A 17,759-nucleotide genomic window follows, 5' to 3' on the forward strand; every position below is an offset into this window, starting at 1 on the left:
CGCGCCCGCGCCGGCCGCTGCCGCGCTGCGTCCGGCGCCGTTGCGCCGCGCCACGGCGCCCGTCGCCGCTTGCGCGCCGCAAGCCAATATGGAGCAGGCGCAAGCATGCGTGGCGCTGGACGAGAAAAACGCGGCTTTGAATGACAAGCTCGGCGAATTGGAAGGCAAGATCGGCGCCTTGCAGCAGGCGCTGGCTCAGCCTGCCGCCGCTGCTGCCGCCGCTGCCGCCGCTGCGCCGGCTGCCGCGCCGGCTGAGGCGCAGGCGCCGCATGCCAAGCCCAAGCCCCTGCACGCGGCACCGGCAGCCGAGAAGAAGGCGGGCGGCAACGGCTTGCTGTGGCTGGGTATCGGCACCCTGGCCTTCCTGTTGCTGACGGCCCTCATCGTGTACGTCGTGCGCAAGCGCAGGCAGGTGGCGGGGCCGGGCGCGCCGTCGAAATACTGGGTCTTGCTGCGCAAGCCATTCGGCCCCAAGAAGAAGGAGGCGCCCGTGCTGACGGAGGCGGTGGAGGAGGGGGCGGCGGACGAGCCGGAACCGGAGCCGTTCTCGCGTTGATGATGTTGCAATGGCTGCGACAAGGCGGCGCCGGAATTTGATATAAAAAAAGATATTGAAAAAAGACAGAAAAATGCTTGTATCGCGTGTTGCCTGTTTCTTAAATATGGTGATATGATTAATTCAGTGGACTTGCTCTACGACAAAACAGCCCCAGCCTGGCGCAGTCACCAACGATAGTGTGGCGCGGCAAACAGGTGTAGCGTTGCATAAACGCCTGGGTCTGGAAGCGGTTCGCGATGCCGACGATGTGCTCGCGAACGCCGGATGCAACCGGCAGCGAGGCGACGCCAGGAGATACCTGGGGCTCGCCTTCCAAATTCCCCCTCCTTGTTTCCCGAGCGCCGCAGATGGCGCGCTCCCCGGCAAGGCGGCAGACGTAAAAAAAGCACCCGCGGGTGCTTTTGTCGTTTCTGGTGCTGCCATATGACTTACATGCGGGCGCGCGAACCTTGCATGGCGTTCGGCAGCTGCGTCATCCACGGTTCCGTGATGGTGCGGATTTCGCGGTCGTTGGCCAGGATTTGCTTGAGCAAGTCGATCTTGCGCAGGCGCGAGGCGCCGGCCTGGGCGGGCACCTTGCCCGTCATGACCGTGCTGGCGGCGCTGGCGCACTGGTTTTCCAGGGCATCCAAGTCATTCCAGTCGCTCGAACGTGCGGCCACGACCATTTTATTGGTCATTCCTGCAATATTTTCATACATCGAGAGAACGTCGTTGGAGGTCATGAGCACACCCGTAACTAGTGAATGGATTACCGCTTGTCTAGATTAACGGCGTGCTTGACGGGAACTTGAGGGTGTTTTTGAAAAAAAAGTGAAAATAATTTGGATAATTTTGGCGATCCGCCGGAATCGCCCGCAAACCCGCATGGATGCAGGGTCGGCGATGCCGGCGGTGGGGGATTTATTTGACGAGTTCTTCCAATCCCGCGCTCAGTTCGGCTGGCGGCGGCATCTTGTCGACCAGTACCGAGGGCGGCAAACCCAGCGCTTCGGCCACGTTGCCGGGGTAGCAGGCGATGATTTCTTCATTGCTCAGGGCGTTTTCATCGATGCGGGCGCGCCAGGCGGCCAGGTGGATGATGGCGGCCAGGCGGTTCAGCGGCGCCTTGGCCAGCGGGTCGGGAAAGGCGGCGATGGCGTCGGCAAAGGCGCCGGGGAATTTCCAGCGGCGCGCCAGTTCGGCGCCCACCTGCGCGTAGTCGTAGCCCAGCGAGACCCGCTCCGCGTCGAGCCGGCGCGCATCGAGCGGTGGCGCGATCTTGTCGAGCTGCATGGCTTGCTCGGGCATGGCGGCATGGATCACCAGTTGTCCGATCGCATGCATCATGCCGATGGTGAACGCCAGGTCCTGGTTGTCGCCCGTCTGCCTGGCGATCCAGCGGGCCGACACGGCGCTGTGCAGGCTGTAGCGCCAGAATTGCGGCAGGTTCAGGCCGGGCACGGCCTTGAAGCCGCTGACCAGGCCCGAGCTGATGACGAGGGTACGCACGGTAACAAAACCGAGCATCAGCACGGCGTCTTCCACCGTGCCGATGCTGCGCGAGACGTGGTAATAGGCTGAATTGGCCAGCCGCAGCAGCTTGGCGCTCAAGGCCGGGTCCGCTCCCAGCTGGCGCGCGATGTCTTCGGTGGCGATGGCGGGGTTGTCGAAACTGCGCACCAGTTCATCGACGATCTTCGGGGCGGCAGGCAGGGCGTGGGGTTGCTGGAACAGCGCTTCCAGTTGCATGGCAATCTCCTTGGCGTACGCGCGGCACGAACTCGTGAAACTATAGGCCGATTTTTTGTCCGCATGCAAAAAAGTTCCGGGATGCTTTTTGCATGGGAAACAGGCTATGATTTTGACTATTCCATCGAAAGGATCGCCATGCACGGTTTGCGTTTTTCCTGGTCCCGGACGCCAGTCCAGGCCGCCATCGTCCTCGCCCTGGCCGGCGTTTCGCTGACCGGCTTGCCCGCCCGGGCGCACGGCCAGCCGGCGGCAGCCGATGTCGCTGGCGCCGCCGTCCCCGCCGCCTTGCCCGGCGACGACTTCTATGACTACGTGAATGGCGACTGGCTGCGCGGCACGGAGATTCCCGCCGACCGCAGCAGCTGGGGTTCGTTCGCCATCCTCGCCAATGCCACCAACGAGCGCATCATCGCCCTCGTCGAAGGCCTGGCGGCGGCGCCGCAGGCCGATGCCTCCGCGCGCCAGGTCAGCGATTTTTACCGTTCCTGGATGGACGAATCGGCTATCGAAGCGAAAGGCTGGGCCCCGATCAAGCCCTTGTTGAGCAAGATCAATGGCATACGCGACCAGGCAGGGCTGGCCCGCGCGCTGGGCGAGAGCTTGCGCGCCGATGTCGATCCGCTCAATTCCACCAATTTTTATACGGAAAACCTGTTCGGCCTGTGGGTGGCGCAAGACTTGAACGACACCACGCGCAATGTCGCCTACCTGCTGCAGGGCGGCCTGGGCTTGCCCGACCGCGCCTTTTACCAGGACGACAGCGCCCGCATGCAGGGCTTGCGCGCGGGCTACCAGGCGCATATCGCCGCCATGCTCAAGCAGGCCGGCTACGGCGATGCGCCGGCCCGCGCCGCGCGCGTGTTTGCGCTGGAACAGCAAATTGCCGCCAGCCACGCCAGCCGCGAGGATTCGGCCGATGTCGCCAAGGGCAACAACGCGTGGCGCGCCGCCGACTTCGCCAGCAAGGCGCCGGGCCTGGACTGGCAAGCCTTCTTCCAGGCGGCCGGCCTGGGCAAGCAGACGGATTTCATCGTCTGGCATCCGTCGGCCATGACGGGCAGTGCCGCGCTGGTGGCGAGCGTGCCGCTGGCCACGTGGAAGGATTTCCTGGCCTTCCACGCCATCAACCATTTCAGCACCACCTTGCCGAAGGCGGCCGCCGACCAGCGCTTTGCCTTCTATGGCAGCGCCCTGAGCGGCACGCCGCAGCAGTCGCCGCGCAGCAAGCGCGCGCTGGCCGCGACGAATGCGGCCCTCAGCGACGCCGTCGGCAAGCTGTACGTGGAACGCTATTTCCCGCCGGAATCGAAAGCCCGCGTGCAGGAGATGGTGACGAATATCGTCGCCGCCTTCTCGCGCCGCATCGACAAGCTGGACTGGATGGCGCCGGCCACCAAGGCGCAGGCGCAGGAAAAACTGCAAACCCTGTACGTGGGCGTGGGCTATCCGGAACGCTGGGACAGTTATGCTGGCTTGCGCGTGGTGCGCGGCGATGCGCTGGGCAATGTGCAGCGGGCGGAACAGTTCCACTATCGCCAGGAACTGGCCAAGCTGGGCCAGTCGCCCGACCGCAAGGCCTGGGCCATGCCGGCGCAGCTGGTCAACGCCGTCAACCTGCCGCTGCAAAACGCGCTGAACTTCCCGGCCGCCATCCTGCAGCCGCCATTCTTCGACCCGCAGGCATCCGATGCGGCCAATTATGGCGGCATCGGCGCCACCATCGGCCACGAGATCAGCCACAGCTTCGATGACCAGGGCGCGCAGTTCGACGCCCAGGGCAAGCTGCGCGACTGGTGGACGCCGGCCGACCTGGCGCATTTCCAGACGGCATCCAAGCAATTGGTGGCGCAGTTCGCGGCCTACAAACCGTTCCCCGACCTGGCCGTGAATGGCCAGCTGACCCTGAGCGAAAACCTGGCCGACCTGGCCGGCGTGGCGGCAGCGCATGATGCGTTCACCCTGTCGCAGCAGGGCAAGCCGCTGCAGGCGGGCGCCGACCGCGATTTCTTCACGGGCTATGGCGTCAGCTGGCGCAGCAAGGCGCGCGAAGCGGCGGCGCGCCAGCAAATCCTCACGGATGGCCACGCGCCGGCGCAATACCGTGCCGCCACCGTGCGCAACCTCGACGCCTGGTACCCGGCCTTCGACGTCCAGCCGGGCCAGCAGCTGTACCTGGCGCCGGAGCAGCGCGTGCGCGTCTGGTAAGAGTGCTGACGCTGCCGGCCGGGGAGCTGGTCGGCAGCGTAAAATGGCGGAACATATCGACAGGACCGCCATGCAGCCAAGCCCACCGCAAGACCCCATCCACGCCATTACGGGCCGCACCCTGGCCCATTACGACGCCAGCGCCGAGCAGTTTTTCGAAGGCACGCGCGACCATGACGTCAGCCAGAACATCGCCGCGCTGCTGGGCGCCATCGGCAAGCCGGCGCCGCTGGCCATCCTCGACCTCGGTTGCGGTCCGGGCCGCGACCTGAAGGCGTTCACGGCCATGGGGCATCAGGCCACGGGCGTCGATGGCTGCCCACGCTTCGTCGAGATGGCGCGCGCCTACAGCGGCTGCACCGTGTGGCAGCAGGATTTCGTCGACCTCGATTTGCCGGCCGCGCACTTCGACGGCGTGTTTGCCAATGCCGTGCTGTTCCACGTGCCCAGCGCCGTCTTGCCCGGCGTGCTGCGCGCCTTGCACGCTTGCCTGAAGCCCGGTGGCGTGCTGTTCAGCTCGAATCCGCGCGGGCAGAACCAGGAAGGCTGGAACGGCGCCCGCTACGGCAGCTATCACGACGAGGAGACGTGGGCCGCCTATGTGCAGGCGGCCGGTTTCAGCCTGCTCGACCAGTACTACCGCCCGCCGGGCTTGCCGCGCGAGCAGCAGCCGTGGCTGGCCACCGTGTGGCGCAAGCCCGCGTGATCGCCGATATTGGCGCAAATTGAGCATGTGTTAGGAACCGTACAGAGCATTGATCCCCCGCCCCGTAGTATGGACACATCGACACGCAGCAAGCAGTTTGCAACAGCGTGTGAGCCGCAGTACCGGCCCTTCGGGGCCGGACAACAGATGTACCAACTACAGTGAGGATCCATCATGAACAAAGATCAAGTCGAAGGTAAACTGAAGGAAGTCGGCGGTAAAATCCAGGAAGCCGCTGGCAAGATCGTCGGCAGCGAAGAACAGCAAGCCAAGGGCCTGGCAAACCAGGTCGAAGGCAAAGTGCAGAAGAAAGTCGGCGACGTCAAGGACGCGGTGGAAACCGTCACGCGCAAACCGTAATCTGGCGCACGCATAAAAAAACCGCCGCCTGTCGCGAGACAGGCGGCGGTTTTTTTATTTGATGCCGATCAAACTTATTTCACTGGATTGGCCAGGTTCTGCTTGAAGAACAGCTCGATTTTCTTGTACACGTGGCGCTGGCCCGCGCGCGACGAGATGCCGTGCTTGGCGCCCGGATACGTCATCAGGTCGAACTGCACGCCGCGGTTCACCAGCGCGTCGATCAGGCGCGTGCTGTTGCTGAACAAGACGTTATCGTCGGCCATGCCGTGCACCAGCAGCAGCGGCGACTTCAGGCCGTCCAGGTGGGCGAACACCGTGCTGGCCTTGTAGCCGTCCACGTTTTCCTTCGGCATGCCGAGGAATTGCTCCGTGTAGTGGGTGTCGTACAGCGACCAGTCGGTCACGGGCGCCACGGAAACGCCCATGGCGATCTTGTCGGACGCTGCCGACAGCAAGCGCAGCGTCATGAAGCCGCCGTAGCTCCAGCCGAACACGCCGATGCGTTTTGGATCGACGAAGCTTTGCTTGCCCAGCCAGTCGATGCCCACCAGCTGGTCCGCCACTTCCGCTGCGCCCAGGTTGTGATAGATGGCGTCCGTGAACGCGCGCTCGCGGCGCGACGAGCCGCGGTTATCGAGGCGGAAGACGACAAAGCCCTGCTGCGCCATGTACTGGTCGAAGTTGTTGCCCCAGCGGCGAGCCACGTGCTGCGAGTGCGGGCCGCCATACGTCGACAGGTAGACGGGATAGCGCTTGCCCGCGTCGAAGTTCGACGGCTTGACGATCGAATAGTGCAAGGTCTGGCCATCGTTGGCCTTCAGGGTGCCGTATTCGGTCGGCAGGTGGTCCGCCTTGTACTTGAAGTACGGGTGGCTGGCGTTCAGCGCGTTTTCTTCCAGCCAGCCCACCATGGCGCCGTCCGGACGGCGGATGCTCACTTGCGGCGGCGTGGCCGGGTCGGAATACGTGTCGACGAACACTTCGCCATTGCGCGAGAACGTCGTGTCGTGCCAGCCATCGGCCTTGGTGACGCGCTGCGGCTTGTCGGCCGTGCTGCCATCGAGGGCCAGGGCGTAGGTCTGCTTGTCGATGACGGCGTCGCGGTTCGACGATACGTAGACCTTGCCCGTCTTCTGGTTCACGGCCAGCACGCTGTCGATGCCCCATTCGCCGGAAGTGACCGGGTGCAGCAGCTTGCCGCTCATGTCGTACAGGTACAGGTGGTTGCGGCCCGTGCGCTCGGACGACCACAGGAACTGGCCGTTCGGCAGGAAGCGCAGGTCGTCATGGATGCTGACCCAGGTCTTTGACGTTTCCGTCAGCAAGGTGCGCTGCGCCAGGGTGGCCGCATCGACGGCCACCAGGTCGAGGGTCTTCTGGTCGCGCGACTGGCGCTGGTACACGAGCGACTTGCCGTCCGCGCTCCAGTCGGCGCGCACCAGGTAGATGTCCGGGTTCGTGCCCAGGTCCACCTGGCGCTGCACGCCCGTTTCCGGCGAGACGATCAGCAGCTGCACCAGCACGTTCGGGTCGCCCGCGGCAGGGTAGCGCTGCTCGACGACGTCGGTGCGGTCGGCGAAGATTTCGAAGCGGCGCACGACGGGCACGGGCGCTTCGTCATAGCGTTTATAGGCGATGGCGGAATCGTCGGGAGCCCAGTAGTAGCCGGTGCGCTGGCCCATTTCTTCCTGCGCCACGAATTCGGCTTCGCCGTTGCGGATAGTGCCCTTGCCATCGGTCGTCAGCTGGCGTTCCTTGTTCGTCTTGAGGTCGATCACATAGATGTTTTGATCGCGCACAAACGATACGTAGCGGCCTTTCGGCGAGATTTTCGGATCGAGCACATTGCCCTTGGCGACCAGGCGCGCCTTGTCCGGGTGGGCCGCGTCGACCAGGTACAGATTGCCGGCCAGCGGCACCAGCAGCTGCTTGCCGTCCGGCGACCAGCTGTAGCTGAGAATGCCGTTCAGGCTGGCCGTGCGCTCGCGTTCGCGGCGCGCCTGCTCTTCGGGCGAAATCGTTTCATTCGGCACCAGCGCCTTCGAGTCGACCAGGCGGTGCGTGCTCTTGTCCTTCAGCTTGAATTCCCACAGGTCGAGCTGGAACTGGTTGTCCGCGCGGCCGCGCAGGAACGTGACGCGCTCGCCGTCGGGCGAGACCTTCAGGTTGCGCACGCCGGGGCCGGCCAGCGCCGGATCGGCGTGGATGCGTTCCAGGGTCAGCTTTTCAGCCGATGCGGGAACGCTGGCCATCGCGGCCAGAAAACAAAGAATAAAACGCATGGATGTCTCGGTGATTGTAAAGGGATGTCAAGAAGATGCTTGACAGCAAACGATACCAGAGCACGGCGTTTAATGCGATAGGGCCAGTCACGGAATAATCCAGCAATTGCCTTCTTTACTTTGGTAGAAAGAGTGCGGCGCTGGGGCTTTGTATGGCGAAGCAGGGAGGGCGGCATGCATAAGTTGCGCGCCGCCCTGTGTTCCATGCATTGTTTCAATGCGCCGCGCGCAGGCGCTGCAGCGACAGCCGGTTCAAGTACCAGGTCAGCAGCACGGCGGCGACCGTCAAACCCGTGACGAGGCCGATCCAGAAACCGGCGGCGCCCATCGGCTCGGCCGGCGACCAGGGGAAACCGGCTGGCGCGAGGCCCAGCACGTAGCCGATCGGCAGCGAGAAGCCCCAGAAGGCCAGCAGCTGGATCAGCATCGGCTGGCGCGTCACCTTGTAGCCGCGGATGGCGCAGGACGTGGCCACCTGCGTCGCGTCGGACAGCTGGAACAGGGCGGCGAACAGCAGCAGTTGCGCGCACAGGGCCTGCACTTGCGGGTCGGACGTGTAGGCTTGCGCGATCTGGTGGCGGAACACGGTGATGACGGTGGCCGAGACGATGGCCGCCGTCAGCGACATGGCCACGCCCACCCACGAAATGAAGCGCGCGCGGCGCAGGTTGGCTTCGCCCACGGCATGGCCCACGCGCGTGACCAGCGCGATGCCGAACGTGAGCGGCACCATGAAGACGACGGACGAGAAATTCAGGGCGATCTGGTGCGCGGACACCTGGATCACGCCGAAGCGCGCCACCAGCAGGCTGATGACGCCAAACGCGCTCACTTCGGCAAAGTAGGTCACGCCGATGGGCAGGCCCAGACGCAGCATGGGGCCGATGGACGACAGCTGCGGCCCTTCCCAGTGCGTGAACGGGTACGTGGTGCGGTAGGCGGGCGCGATCTTGATCCAGGCCAGCATGGCCAGCAACATCATCCACACGCAGCAGGTGGTGGCCACGGCGCAGCCCACGCCGCCCATCTTCGGCATGCCCCAGTGGCCGTAGATCAGCAGGTAGTTGACGAGGATGTTCAGGCCCAGCGCGGCCAGCGCGATGACCATCACGGGCTTGGTCTGGTTGATGCTGGTGCTGTAGCCGTACAGCGCGCGGTAGGCGGCGAACGGCGGCAGCGCGCAGCTGATGATGTGCACGAACAGCTTGGCCTTGGCTGCCACGTTTGGCTCCAGCATCAGGTGGTCGAACACCAGCGCCGCCATGTTCGTCAGCAGGCAAGCCACGAGGCCCACGAGCAGCGCCTTCCACAGCGACTGGCGCACGATGTGCGGCACCCGGTCGTGGCGCGCGGCGCCGATTTCATGCGCCACCAGGGTATTGATCGCCATCATGATGCCGCTCACGGTGACGAGTACGATGGACCAGATGGCCGCGCCCAGCGACACGGCGGCCAGTTCCTCGGGATTCGTATGGCCCGTCATCGCCACGTCGGCCGCGCCCATGCCGACGGTGGCCAGCTGGCCGATCAGGATGGGCCATGCCAGCTTCCACAGCGAAGAAATTTCAGTACGGACGGCGGGCAGGGTGAACGAGGTAGTGTGTGGCATGGTCGGCAAGCTTGACTAAACACAAGATTCTACCGGCATTCGCCGTGCTTGTCCGTCATGGCATCCCTGGCGCCCGGGCATGGTAATCATTTGTTACAGCTAAGTGGGCCAGTCGCGGATAGACTGCGCGCTCTATTTGGCAAAATGACCAAATAGTCAACCGCAGTACCCTGACTATGGAGTAAGACCATGTTGAAGAAAGCTTTGAACTGCGCCCTGCTGCTGGGCGCCGCCATGACGGCCGAACTGGCCGGCGCCGGCGAACTGACCCTGTATTCGCGCGACGATTATCACGGCCGCTCGCACACCGTGCGCGACGCCGTCGCCGACCTGGAAGAGGTCCGATTCAACGACACGACGCAAAGCATCCGCGTGCGCTCGGGCCGCTGGGAAGCGTGCGAGGAAGCCGATTTCCGCGGCGCCTGCTTCCTGCTCGAGGCGGGCGAATATCCGTCGCTGGACGGCCATGCCAACAAGATCACCTCGCTGCGCGAAGTGCGCGGCGGCTGGGATGGTTATCCGGGCCGCGACCGCGACCGGGGGCGCGACTGGGACGGCCGCCGCGACCGCGACCGCGAGCGCGGCCATTTGCCGGGGCGCTCGCTGGGCGGCGAACTGACCTTCTATACGCGCGACGATTTCGCCGGCCGCAGCTTGACCGTGCGCAATGCCTCGGCCGATTTGCGCGAGCGCGATTTCAACGACACGGTGCAAAGCGTGCGCGTGCGCTCCGGCTATTGGGAAGTGTGCGAGGACGTGGATTTCCGCGGCCGCTGCCGCACCCTGGAACCCGGTGAATACGCGAGCCTGGAGCGCCTGAGCAACCGCATCTCGTCGGTGCGCGAAGTGCGCTGACGCGGGGCAGCGCGTCAGCGAAATGGCAATAACCGGCTCCCGCAGGGTCGGTTATTGCTTTTGGTAACAATTTGTTGTCCTTTTCTCATACTTTGTTACACCGTTTTTTCTACGGATGGCTACACTGGCATCAGTTGTCATGTCGATCACTTGCCTTTGCCGCCACCGGAGACCGCCCCATGAATCGCCCGTTCGCTTTTGCCCTGCTGTGCGCCAGTTCACTGTTTGTCCACCTCGCGGCGCAGGCCGGCGAGATCCGCCTGTACACCGACGATAATTTCAAGGGCAGGGTGGTGGTCTTGCGCGATACGACCGATGACCTGTCGCGCGTCAATTTCAATGACACTGTGTCGAGCATCCAGGTCGAGTCGGGCAGCTGGGAAGTGTGCACGAATTCCGATTTCAAGGGCGATTGCAAGACGCTGGAGCGCGGCGACTACCGCTCGATGCCGGGCATGAACGACAAGATTTCATCCGTGCGCGAGGTCGGCGGCAGCGGCGGCAGCGGCGGGCGCCGCGCGGCGCTGGAACTGTATGCGGACGGCGGCCAGCGCGGCGCGTCTGCCGGCATCAACGCGGACCGCGACGACCTGGTCGACATCCGCTTCAACGACCGCGCCAGCAGCGCGCGCATCGAATATGGCTACTGGCAGCTGTGCAGCGATTCCAACTACCGCGGCAGCTGCCGCGTGTTCGGGCCTGGCACCCACGACGACCTGGGCAGCCTGAGCGGGCGCGTGTCGTCCGCGCGCATGGTCGATCCGCGCGAAGAGAACCGTCCGCAGAATAACGAGGGACTGGTGGTGCTGTACGGCCGCGCGTTCCTGAATGGACCCGGGCTGCAGGTGAACCGCGACGTCAGCGACCTGGTGCGCCTGAACTTCAACGACCAGGCCGCCTCCATGACCATCCACGAAGGCACCTGGGAAGTGTGCACGGACTCGCAGTTCAGCGGCACCTGCGAGCGCATGGGACCGGGCAAGTATGAAACCCTGGGCGCGACGCTGGAAAAGCGCATTTCCTCGCTGCGTCGCCTGTATTGAATGCGCGACCGGGCCTTCGCCGAGGCCTTGTATTTGTTACACTAACACCCTGGCGTTTTGGCCAGGCGTATCATCACCAAAGAATGAAGAATGGAGTTAATCATGACGGGCCCTTTCAAACACGCGCTGGCATGCGCGGCGACCTTGCTGCTCTCGCTGGGGGCGCATGCAACCGCCCATGCGGGCGATATCACCTTGTTCGAGGATGATAATTTCCGGGGCCGCGCCGTGAACCTGCGCGAGACGACGGACGATTTGTCGCGCTTTGGCTTCAACGACAAGACGTCGAGCATCCTGGTGCGTTCTGGAACTTGGGACGTGTGTACCGATGCAGGCTTCCGCGGCAATTGCAAGACCCTGGGGCCGGGCGAGTACCGCTCGATGCCGGGCATGAACGACGCCATCAGTTCGGTGCGCGAATCGGGGCGCGGCGACGGCTACAATCCGGGACGCCCCGGGCGCGATCCGGACCGCGGCCATGGCGGCTATGGCCGTGGCGGCACCCTGGAAGTGTATTCGGGCGCGGGGCAGAATGGCGGCTCGGCGCGCCTGAACCGCGATACGGACGATTTCGTCAGTATCGGCTTCAACGACCGCACCACGAGCATTGTCATCTACAACGGCTACTGGCAGCTGTGCAGCGATTCGAACTACAACGGCGTGTGCCGCATCTTCGGCCCCGGCCGCCACGACGACCTGGGGCGCGGCCTCGATGGGCGCGTCTCGTCGGCGCGCATGGTCGACGAGCGCGAAGCGCGCCGCCAGCAGCAGTATGAGCAGCAGTACCAGCGGCCGCAATACGAGCAGCAGTATCCGCAACAGCAATATCCGCAACAGCAGTACCAGCAGCGCGGCGCCGTCCTGCTGTTCCCCGAAGCGGGCATGCGCGGCGAGCCGCTGGCGCTGGACCGCAATGCGGAAGACCTGGTGCGCTACAACTTCAACGACCGCGCCTCGTCCATCGTCGTCAACGAGGGGCAGTGGGAAGTGTGCAGCGATTCGAACTTCCGCGGCCGCTGCGAAGTGATCGGGCCGGGAGAATACGGCCGCCTGAACAGCATGGAAAACCAGATTTCCTCGCTGCGCCGCGTGCGCTGATCGCGTCTTGACGCGGTACTGACAGGCCGCCTGCCGGGTTGACCCCGCCAGGCGGTTTTTACATTCCCTGCCGTGTGCTGACATTTGCTTGCCCTTTGTTACACTCGCCGCCTGCCGCCTGGACTACACTGGCGAAAATGTCTCAGTATTGGAGTTGTCATGGTTCGATCTTTCCGGCCCGCGCTGCTGTGCGCCGCCACCTTCCTCGCCCCCCTTGCCGCATCGGCGGGCGAAATCACCCTGTTCGAGGATGCCGGTTTCCGCGGTCGCCCGGTCACCCTGCGTTCCGATGCGGGCGACCTGTCGCGCATGGGCTTTAACGACAAGACCTCCAGCATCATCGTGCGCTCGGGCACCTGGGAAGTGTGCAAGGACGCCAATTACCGTGGCAACTGCCGCACCCTGGGGCCGGGCCGCTACGACACCATGCCGGGCATGAACGACGCCGTTTCCTCGGTGCGCGAAGTGGGCAGGCCGGGTCATGGCGGCGGCGATCACCGTCCCTACCCGCCGCGGCCGAACCGCCCGTATCCGGAGCCGGAACGCCCGTACCCTGGCCACGGCCATGGCGGCGGCCACCGTCCCGACATGAACGGCGCCGTGCTGATGTTCCCCGATGCGGGCATGCGCGGCCGGCCCGTGCGCCTGGACCGCGAAGTGCATGACTTGAGCCGCTATGGCTTCAACGACCGCGCCGAATCGATCGTCGTCAATTACGGCCGCTGGGAATTCTGCGTCGACGCCAACTTCCGCGGCCGCTGCGTGGTGATGGGGCCAGGCAGCTACGGGCGCCTGCACAATGGCCTGGACCGCCGCATTTCCTCGCTGCGCCGCGTGCGCTAGACCTTTTCCGCTGCCCTTGCACCGCCCGCGCGACCCGTGTCCCGCGGGCGGTTTGGTTTGTGCGTCCGCTGTCCTTCGGCCAATTCGTGTACTCTTCCCATAGGCACTTCAACCATGGGGAGCAGGCACGGTGGAATACAAGGATTATTACAAGGAACTTGGCGTCGAAAAGACGGCGACCGAGGCCGAGATCAAGAAGGCGTACCGCAAGCTGGTACGCAAATACCATCCCGACGTGAGCAAGGAGCCGGACGCCGACAAGCGCACCAAGGCCCTCAACGAAGCCTACGGCGTGCTGGGCGACGCGGAAAAGCGCGCCGCCTACGATGAGCTGGGCCGCAGCGCGCAGGGCCATCCCAAGGGAGAGCCCTTCCGCCCGCCGCCGGACTGGGGTGCGGGCTACGAATCGTCGGGCGCCGACGACAGCGACTTCTTTGCCGACCTGTTCGCCCACGTGGGCGGGCGGCGCCGCGCCAACAGCACGTTCCAGATGCAGGGCGAGGACAGCCACGCCGCCATCACCATCGATTTGCAGGACAGCTACCAGGGCGCCAAGCGCCATATTGTCATGCGCGTGCCCGAGGCGGATGCGCAAGGCCACGTGGTGACGCGCGAGCGCACGCTGGAAGTGACGATACCGAAAGGCGTCACGGAAGGCCAGCAGCTGCGCATGAAGGGGCAGGGCAATCCGGGCAGCGGCGGCGCGCCGGCCGGCGACCTGTACCTGGAAATCCGCTTCCGGCCCGATGCGCGCTACAAGGTGGAAGGGCGCGACGTCTTCGAGACGGTGCCCGTCACGCCGTGGGAAGCGGCGCTGGGCGGCGAGATCGACGTGCCCACGCCATCGGGCACGGTGTCCGTCAGCGTGCCGCCCAATTCGCAGACGGGGCGCAAGCTGCGCCTGAAGGGGCGCGGCATCCCCGCCGCCCAGCCGGGCGACCTGTATCTGCTGCTGGAAGTGGTGCTGCCGCCGGCGAACGATGACAAGGCGCGCGAACTGTATGCAACCATGGCGCGCGAGATGGCTTTCAATCCGCGCCAGAAGCTGGGAGGGTAAATCATGACAAACAAGGTAATTGGCGAATTGCTGGAAGACCGTGCCCTGAGCCTGGAAGAACTGGCGCGCGCCTGCGCCGTGGAGCCGGACTGGGTGGTGCAGCACGTGCAGACGGGCGTGCTGCTGCAAAATGGCCCGCCGGCGGGGCAACTCACGGCCTGGCGCTTCACCAGCCTGGACCTGGTGCGCGCGCGCCGCCTGCACGAAATCGAATCCGTGTTCGACGCGAACGCCGAACTGGCCGCGCTGGTGGTCGATCTGTCGGAAGAAGTGGCGCGCCTGCGGCGCCGCCTGCACGTGCTGGGCGTCGAGTAGACCTTATGCCGGCTCGCCGTGCCGCTGCACGGTGAGCCGGGCAATATAGAACTGCCCGTCGACGACCACCCGGTGCGGGATGCCGGCCACGTCGAAGCCGGGGCCGCCGTCTTCCATCCATTCCTGCGCCAGCGAATCGAATTGCTGCGGCGTCATGCGCAGCATCTGCGCCGTGATGACGAAGCGCGCGCCAGGTTTTTGTTTGTTGACGAAGTCGTCGATGCCGGCCATGTGGTTCCTTATTAAAGTGTTACCCGCATCATACCTGTGTCAATTGTGAACTCACAACGCCTAACAAAACCGTAGCGAGCGGCAGCGATTTGTGGCTAAGAAGCGCAACCGTACTTTAGTACGGTGAGCATCGCAGGCCGCAAAGCGCGACGCGCAGTAGGTTTTGTTTGGCGTTTAAAACCCTTGGGCCAGCAGCGGCAACTGCTCCGCAAACCGCTCCGTCAGCCACTTGCCCGCCTGGCCCGGCGGCGTGTCGGCGCGCTGGATCAGATAAATCGGGTAATTTTCGCCATTGTCGACGGCCAGCGGCAGGTGCACCAGGCGGCCTTCCGCCAGGTCGTCGCGCACCATCGCTTCGGGCATGTTGCCCCAGCCCAGGCCCGCGCGCAGCAGCGCGTGCTTGGAACCGAGGTCGCCCAGGCGCCAGTTGCGCAATCCCAGCACGCCGAAATCCTGGCCTTCCGTCAGCACGCTGCGGTCGCTGAGTACCAGCTGCACGTGTTCGCGCGCCACGTTGGAGGGGATCGGGCCGGCCAGCTGCGCCAGCGCGTGGCTGGGCGCGGCCACGGGAATCAGGCGCACGTGGCCCACGGCCAGGCGCTCGAAGACGCTGGCCGTGGCCGTCATCCAGCCACCGAGGCCGATGTGGCAACTGCCATCCATCACCAGTTGCGCCACGGCGCCCATGGCCTCGATGCGCAGGCGCAGGGCGACGGTGGGGAACTGCGCCTGGAACGCTTCGAGCACGCGCACCAGCACGCAGGTGGGAAACATCACGTCGACCACCACCGACACTTCCGCCTCCAGCCCGCCGGCCAAGGCCTTGGCGCGCGCGCGCATGCCGTCGACCTTCAGGGCCACGGCGCGCGCGTCGGCCAGCAGGGCCTTGCCCGCGTCCGTCAGGGTGGGCTTGCGCTTGCCGCGGTCGAGCAGCACCACGTTCAGTTGTTCTTCCAGGTTGGCGATGGTGTAGCTGATCACCGACTGCGTGCGGTGCAACTGGCGCGCCGCGTGGGCGAAACCGCCCGCGTCGATGACGGCGACAAACACGCGCAACTGGTCGAGCGAAGGCTGGCCCGGTTCTCTCATGCTGACTCCATATCTAGAAATTCGATGCTAATCATTTATATTTACACGGTTTTCTCGATGGTAGACCCGAACTATGCTGTGTGCAAGGGCTGCGATGCGGCCATTCCCGTCACCCGTTTTCACAGGAGCACTTCATGAGCAAGGTCTTATACATTAATAGCAGCGTGCGCAACAGCGGTTCCCTTTCTCGTCAATTGTCCGGCGAATTCGTCGCCAAACTGGCCGCGCAAGGGGCCAGCGTCGTCGAACGCGACCTGGCGGCGCAGCCCGTGCCGCATCTGACGGAAGAGGTGATGGGCGCCTTCTTCACGCCGGCCGACCTGCGCAGCGCGCAGGCGGCAGCGGCCGTGGAATTGTCCGATACCCTGGTCGACGAATTGCTGGCTGCCGACGTGCTGGTGCTGGCCGCGCCCATGTACAACTTTTCCGTGCCCTCGACCCTGAAGGCGTGGATCGACCACGTGGCGCGCGCGGGCCGCACGTTCCAGTACACGGCGACGGGCCCGGTCGGCCTGGCCACGGGCAAGAAAGCGGTCATTTTCACGGCCAGCGGCGGCGTCTACAGCGAAGGCCCCGGCGCCGCGTATGACTACCTGAGCACCTATCTGCGCACGGCGCTGGGCTTCATCGGCATCACCGAGATCGAGTTCGTGCAGGCCGAAGGCGTGGCCATGGGCGAGGAAGCCGTCAGCAGCGCGATCGCCAAGGGCCGCGCGTCGATCGAAGCCCTGGCTGCCTGAATCAGGCTCGCCTCTAGTTCCAAAGGGGGATTGCCAATCTGCCATGGTTGACATAAGCTTGCCGGCGGCACGCCCCGTGCCGGCCCGGCGAGCGGTTCGCCATGAAAGTCCCTCATGCACAAGTTGGCAAGCGCAATATTGTTCGGATGTTCTTTGCTTTCAGCAGGCATTGCGCTGGCGCAAACTGCGCCCGTGGCGCCGTCCCACGTGGGGCGCCATGCCTCCACGTCCGACGATATCCGCGCCATCGAAAAAGTCGTCGCCGACTTCCAGGCGGCCCTGATCGCCAAGGATGTCAAGCTGCTGTCGTCGCTGCTGCTGCATACGAACATCCTGTTCGCCTCGCCTGCCGACGACGATTTCATCAAGAAAATGCGCGACACGACGGACGTCCACTTCGACGGCGTCGGGGCGGCCGGCTATGTCGGTTTCGCCAACTTCATCAAGCGCGAACCCCAGCGCACGGAAGAAAAATTCTACAACGTCAAGATCACCCAGGACCGCCATGTCGCGTGGGTCAACTTCGACTACGAATTCCTCGTCGGCAATAAATTGTCCAACTATGGCGTGGAAGCGTGGCAAATGGTCAAGCGCGATGGCGAATGGAAAATCCTCAGCGTCGTGTGGTCCATGCATTCCGCGGCCGAGGCCGGAAAGTAGGGGGCCGGCGACGCCGTGTCAGTCGCGCGGCAGCTCGCGGATTTCCACCGTCCCCCCTGCGTTCAGTACGGGGTTTCCGATTAACAATTTTTTTGCATCGTCTATACTTTCAGCTTGTACACGTATATAACCTGACAAGTGTGGCGTGACCGGTTTGGCCTGGCCGGACCGGTGCACGCAGATACCGGGACCGATGGAACTGCCGCCGCAGAAGCGGCCGCTGGCCCTGAGCATGGCGAAGTAATCTTCCCAGGCCGGCGTGGCGACGTCCACCGGTGTTTCCGTGTCGTCGTGCATGAAGATGAGGTAGTCATTCATCCATTTTCTCCTGTGCCGCGTTATAAAAACAAAGCCGCATCGGGTATCCCGA

At 64.4% G+C, this 17,759-nt stretch carries 18 protein-coding genes and 1 pseudogene; 12 read left to right on the plus strand and 7 right to left on the minus strand.

The features are described 5' to 3' along the window. Nucleotides 1-556, plus strand: a pseudogene (locus O3299_RS26545) (hypothetical protein); the annotation flags it as partial. Nucleotides 557-987: 431 nt separating this feature from the next. On the opposite strand, the gene O3299_RS26550 reads toward O3299_RS26545, so the two are convergent. Further along, entirely contained in the window at nucleotides 988-1,239 is a 252-nt protein-coding gene (locus O3299_RS26550) for a flagellar protein FliT (RefSeq protein ID WP_257218715.1), read from the minus strand. Between the two features lie 223 nt (nucleotides 1,240-1,462). Further along, nucleotides 1,463-2,290, minus strand: coding sequence for an HDOD domain-containing protein (locus O3299_RS26555; RefSeq protein ID WP_099668200.1), 828 nt, complete (start codon nucleotides 2,288-2,290; stop codon nucleotides 1,463-1,465). 138 nt (nucleotides 2,291-2,428) lie between these two features. Between O3299_RS26555 and O3299_RS26560 the strand changes: the two genes are divergently transcribed. The 3 genes from O3299_RS26560 to O3299_RS26570 all read left to right on the plus strand — a co-directional run bounded on the left by O3299_RS26560 (nucleotide 2,429) and on the right by O3299_RS26570 (nucleotide 5,564). Next, nucleotides 2,429-4,498: a M13 family metallopeptidase gene (locus tag O3299_RS26560; protein WP_289899954.1), complete on the plus strand. Its 2,070-nt coding sequence runs from the start codon at nucleotides 2,429-2,431 to the stop codon at nucleotides 4,496-4,498. A 70-nt stretch (nucleotides 4,499-4,568) separates the two neighbouring features. Further along, on the plus strand, nucleotides 4,569-5,204 hold the full coding sequence (locus O3299_RS26565) for a bifunctional 2-polyprenyl-6-hydroxyphenol methylase/3-demethylubiquinol 3-O-methyltransferase UbiG (protein WP_305063558.1): 636 nt from the start codon (nucleotides 4,569-4,571) through the stop codon (nucleotides 5,202-5,204). Between the two features lie 174 nt (nucleotides 5,205-5,378). Further along, entirely contained in the window at nucleotides 5,379-5,564 is a 186-nt protein-coding gene (locus tag O3299_RS26570) for a CsbD family protein (protein WP_077400637.1), read from the plus strand. A gap of 74 nt (nucleotides 5,565-5,638) precedes the next feature. Here the strand turns inward: O3299_RS26570 and O3299_RS26575 are convergent, their stop codons facing one another. Together O3299_RS26575 and O3299_RS26580 are read right to left on the minus strand one after the other, a co-directional pair. Then, nucleotides 5,639-7,849 carry a S9 family peptidase gene (locus tag O3299_RS26575; protein WP_305063559.1) on the minus strand — a complete coding sequence of 737 codons (2,211 nt, stop codon included), beginning with the start codon at nucleotides 7,847-7,849 and terminating at the stop codon, nucleotides 5,639-5,641. Between the two features lie 214 nt (nucleotides 7,850-8,063). Further along, entirely contained in the window at nucleotides 8,064-9,458 is a 1,395-nt protein-coding gene (locus O3299_RS26580; RefSeq protein WP_305063560.1) for an MATE family efflux transporter, read from the minus strand. Between the two features lie 189 nt (nucleotides 9,459-9,647). Between O3299_RS26580 and O3299_RS26585 the strand changes: the two genes are divergently transcribed. The 6 genes from O3299_RS26585 (at nucleotide 9,648) to O3299_RS26610 (ending at nucleotide 14,669) form a co-directional block, all read left to right on the plus strand. After that, a complete protein-coding gene (locus O3299_RS26585) occupies nucleotides 9,648-10,313 on the plus strand; it encodes a beta/gamma crystallin family protein (RefSeq protein ID WP_099665187.1) in 666 nt (221 codons plus the stop codon). A 179-nt stretch (nucleotides 10,314-10,492) separates the two neighbouring features. Further along, nucleotides 10,493-11,356, plus strand: a complete 864-nt coding sequence (locus O3299_RS26590; protein WP_305063561.1) for a beta/gamma crystallin-related protein — start codon at nucleotides 10,493-10,495, stop codon at nucleotides 11,354-11,356. 102 nt (nucleotides 11,357-11,458) lie between these two features. After that, nucleotides 11,459-12,454, plus strand: a complete 996-nt coding sequence (locus O3299_RS26595) for a beta/gamma crystallin-related protein (protein ID WP_180278612.1) — start codon at nucleotides 11,459-11,461, stop codon at nucleotides 12,452-12,454. Between the two features lie 159 nt (nucleotides 12,455-12,613). Then, on the plus strand, nucleotides 12,614-13,297 hold the full coding sequence (locus O3299_RS26600) for a beta/gamma crystallin-related protein (RefSeq protein ID WP_305063562.1): 684 nt from the start codon (nucleotides 12,614-12,616) through the stop codon (nucleotides 13,295-13,297). A gap of 130 nt (nucleotides 13,298-13,427) precedes the next feature. After that, nucleotides 13,428-14,354: a DnaJ C-terminal domain-containing protein gene (locus O3299_RS26605; protein ID WP_099665183.1), complete on the plus strand. Its 927-nt coding sequence runs from the start codon at nucleotides 13,428-13,430 to the stop codon at nucleotides 14,352-14,354. A gap of 3 nt (nucleotides 14,355-14,357) precedes the next feature. Next, nucleotides 14,358-14,669, plus strand: coding sequence for a MerR family transcriptional regulator (locus O3299_RS26610; protein ID WP_046685292.1), 312 nt, complete (start codon nucleotides 14,358-14,360; stop codon nucleotides 14,667-14,669). 3 nt (nucleotides 14,670-14,672) lie between these two features. On the opposite strand, the gene O3299_RS26615 is transcribed toward O3299_RS26610, so the two are convergent. Next, on the minus strand, nucleotides 14,673-14,900 hold the full coding sequence (locus O3299_RS26615; RefSeq protein WP_099665181.1) for a hypothetical protein: 228 nt from the start codon (nucleotides 14,898-14,900) through the stop codon (nucleotides 14,673-14,675). Nucleotides 14,901-15,074: 174 nt separating this feature from the next. Then, nucleotides 15,075-15,989 (minus strand): LysR family transcriptional regulator, encoded by a 915-nt coding sequence (locus O3299_RS26620; protein ID WP_305063563.1) that lies wholly within the window; start codon nucleotides 15,987-15,989, stop codon nucleotides 15,075-15,077. Between the two features lie 134 nt (nucleotides 15,990-16,123). On the opposite strand from O3299_RS26620, the gene O3299_RS26625 reads away from it, so the two are divergent. Together O3299_RS26625 and O3299_RS26630 are read left to right on the plus strand one after the other, a co-directional pair. Then, nucleotides 16,124-16,729 (plus strand): FMN-dependent NADH-azoreductase, encoded by a 606-nt coding sequence (locus tag O3299_RS26625; protein WP_305063564.1) that lies wholly within the window; start codon nucleotides 16,124-16,126, stop codon nucleotides 16,727-16,729. Between the two features lie 153 nt (nucleotides 16,730-16,882). After that, nucleotides 16,883-17,389: a nuclear transport factor 2 family protein gene (locus O3299_RS26630; protein WP_305063565.1), complete on the plus strand. Its 507-nt coding sequence runs from the start codon at nucleotides 16,883-16,885 to the stop codon at nucleotides 17,387-17,389. Between the two features lie 18 nt (nucleotides 17,390-17,407). On the opposite strand, the gene O3299_RS26635 is transcribed toward O3299_RS26630, so the two are convergent. After that, the gene (locus tag O3299_RS26635) at nucleotides 17,408-17,707 is read right to left on the minus strand and encodes a hypothetical protein (RefSeq protein ID WP_099665177.1); all 300 of its coding nucleotides are present in this window, start codon (nucleotides 17,705-17,707) and stop codon (nucleotides 17,408-17,410) included. Between the last annotated feature and the right edge of the window lie 52 nt (nucleotides 17,708-17,759).

The organism is Janthinobacterium sp. SUN176 (genome assembly GCF_030587335.1).
GTDB classification, from domain to species: domain Bacteria; phylum Pseudomonadota; class Gammaproteobacteria; order Burkholderiales; family Burkholderiaceae_D; genus Janthinobacterium; species Janthinobacterium kumbetense.

Bases quoted from the DNA above. Each gene is read 5' to 3' on its own strand.
- O3299_RS26550 (WP_257218715.1), bottom strand. From the start codon at position 1,239: ATGACCAATAAAATGGTCGTGGCCGCACGTTCGAGCGACTGGAATGAC.
- O3299_RS26555 (WP_099668200.1), bottom strand. From the start codon at position 2,290: ATGCAACTGGAAGCGCTGTTCCAGCAACCCCACGCCCTGCCTGCCGCC.
- O3299_RS26560 (WP_289899954.1), top strand. From the start codon at position 2,429: ATGCACGGTTTGCGTTTTTCCTGGTCCCGGACGCCAGTCCAGGCCGCC.
- O3299_RS26565 (WP_305063558.1), top strand. From the start codon at position 4,569: ATGCAGCCAAGCCCACCGCAAGACCCCATCCACGCCATTACGGGCCGC.
- O3299_RS26570 (WP_077400637.1), top strand. From the start codon at position 5,379: ATGAACAAAGATCAAGTCGAAGGTAAACTGAAGGAAGTCGGCGGTAAA.
- O3299_RS26575 (WP_305063559.1), bottom strand. From the start codon at position 7,849: ATGCGTTTTATTCTTTGTTTTCTGGCCGCGATGGCCAGCGTTCCCGCA.
- O3299_RS26580 (WP_305063560.1), bottom strand. From the start codon at position 9,458: ATGCCACACACTACCTCGTTCACCCTGCCCGCCGTCCGTACTGAAATT.
- O3299_RS26585 (WP_099665187.1), top strand. From the start codon at position 9,648: ATGTTGAAGAAAGCTTTGAACTGCGCCCTGCTGCTGGGCGCCGCCATG.
- O3299_RS26590 (WP_305063561.1), top strand. From the start codon at position 10,493: ATGAATCGCCCGTTCGCTTTTGCCCTGCTGTGCGCCAGTTCACTGTTT.
- O3299_RS26595 (WP_180278612.1), top strand. From the start codon at position 11,459: ATGACGGGCCCTTTCAAACACGCGCTGGCATGCGCGGCGACCTTGCTG.
- O3299_RS26600 (WP_305063562.1), top strand. From the start codon at position 12,614: ATGGTTCGATCTTTCCGGCCCGCGCTGCTGTGCGCCGCCACCTTCCTC.
- O3299_RS26610 (WP_046685292.1), top strand. From the start codon at position 14,358: ATGACAAACAAGGTAATTGGCGAATTGCTGGAAGACCGTGCCCTGAGC.
- O3299_RS26615 (WP_099665181.1), bottom strand. From the start codon at position 14,900: ATGGCCGGCATCGACGACTTCGTCAACAAACAAAAACCTGGCGCGCGC.
- O3299_RS26620 (WP_305063563.1), bottom strand. From the start codon at position 15,989: ATGAGAGAACCGGGCCAGCCTTCGCTCGACCAGTTGCGCGTGTTTGTC.
- O3299_RS26625 (WP_305063564.1), top strand. From the start codon at position 16,124: ATGAGCAAGGTCTTATACATTAATAGCAGCGTGCGCAACAGCGGTTCC.
- O3299_RS26635 (WP_099665177.1), bottom strand. From the start codon at position 17,707: ATGAATGACTACCTCATCTTCATGCACGACGACACGGAAACACCGGTG.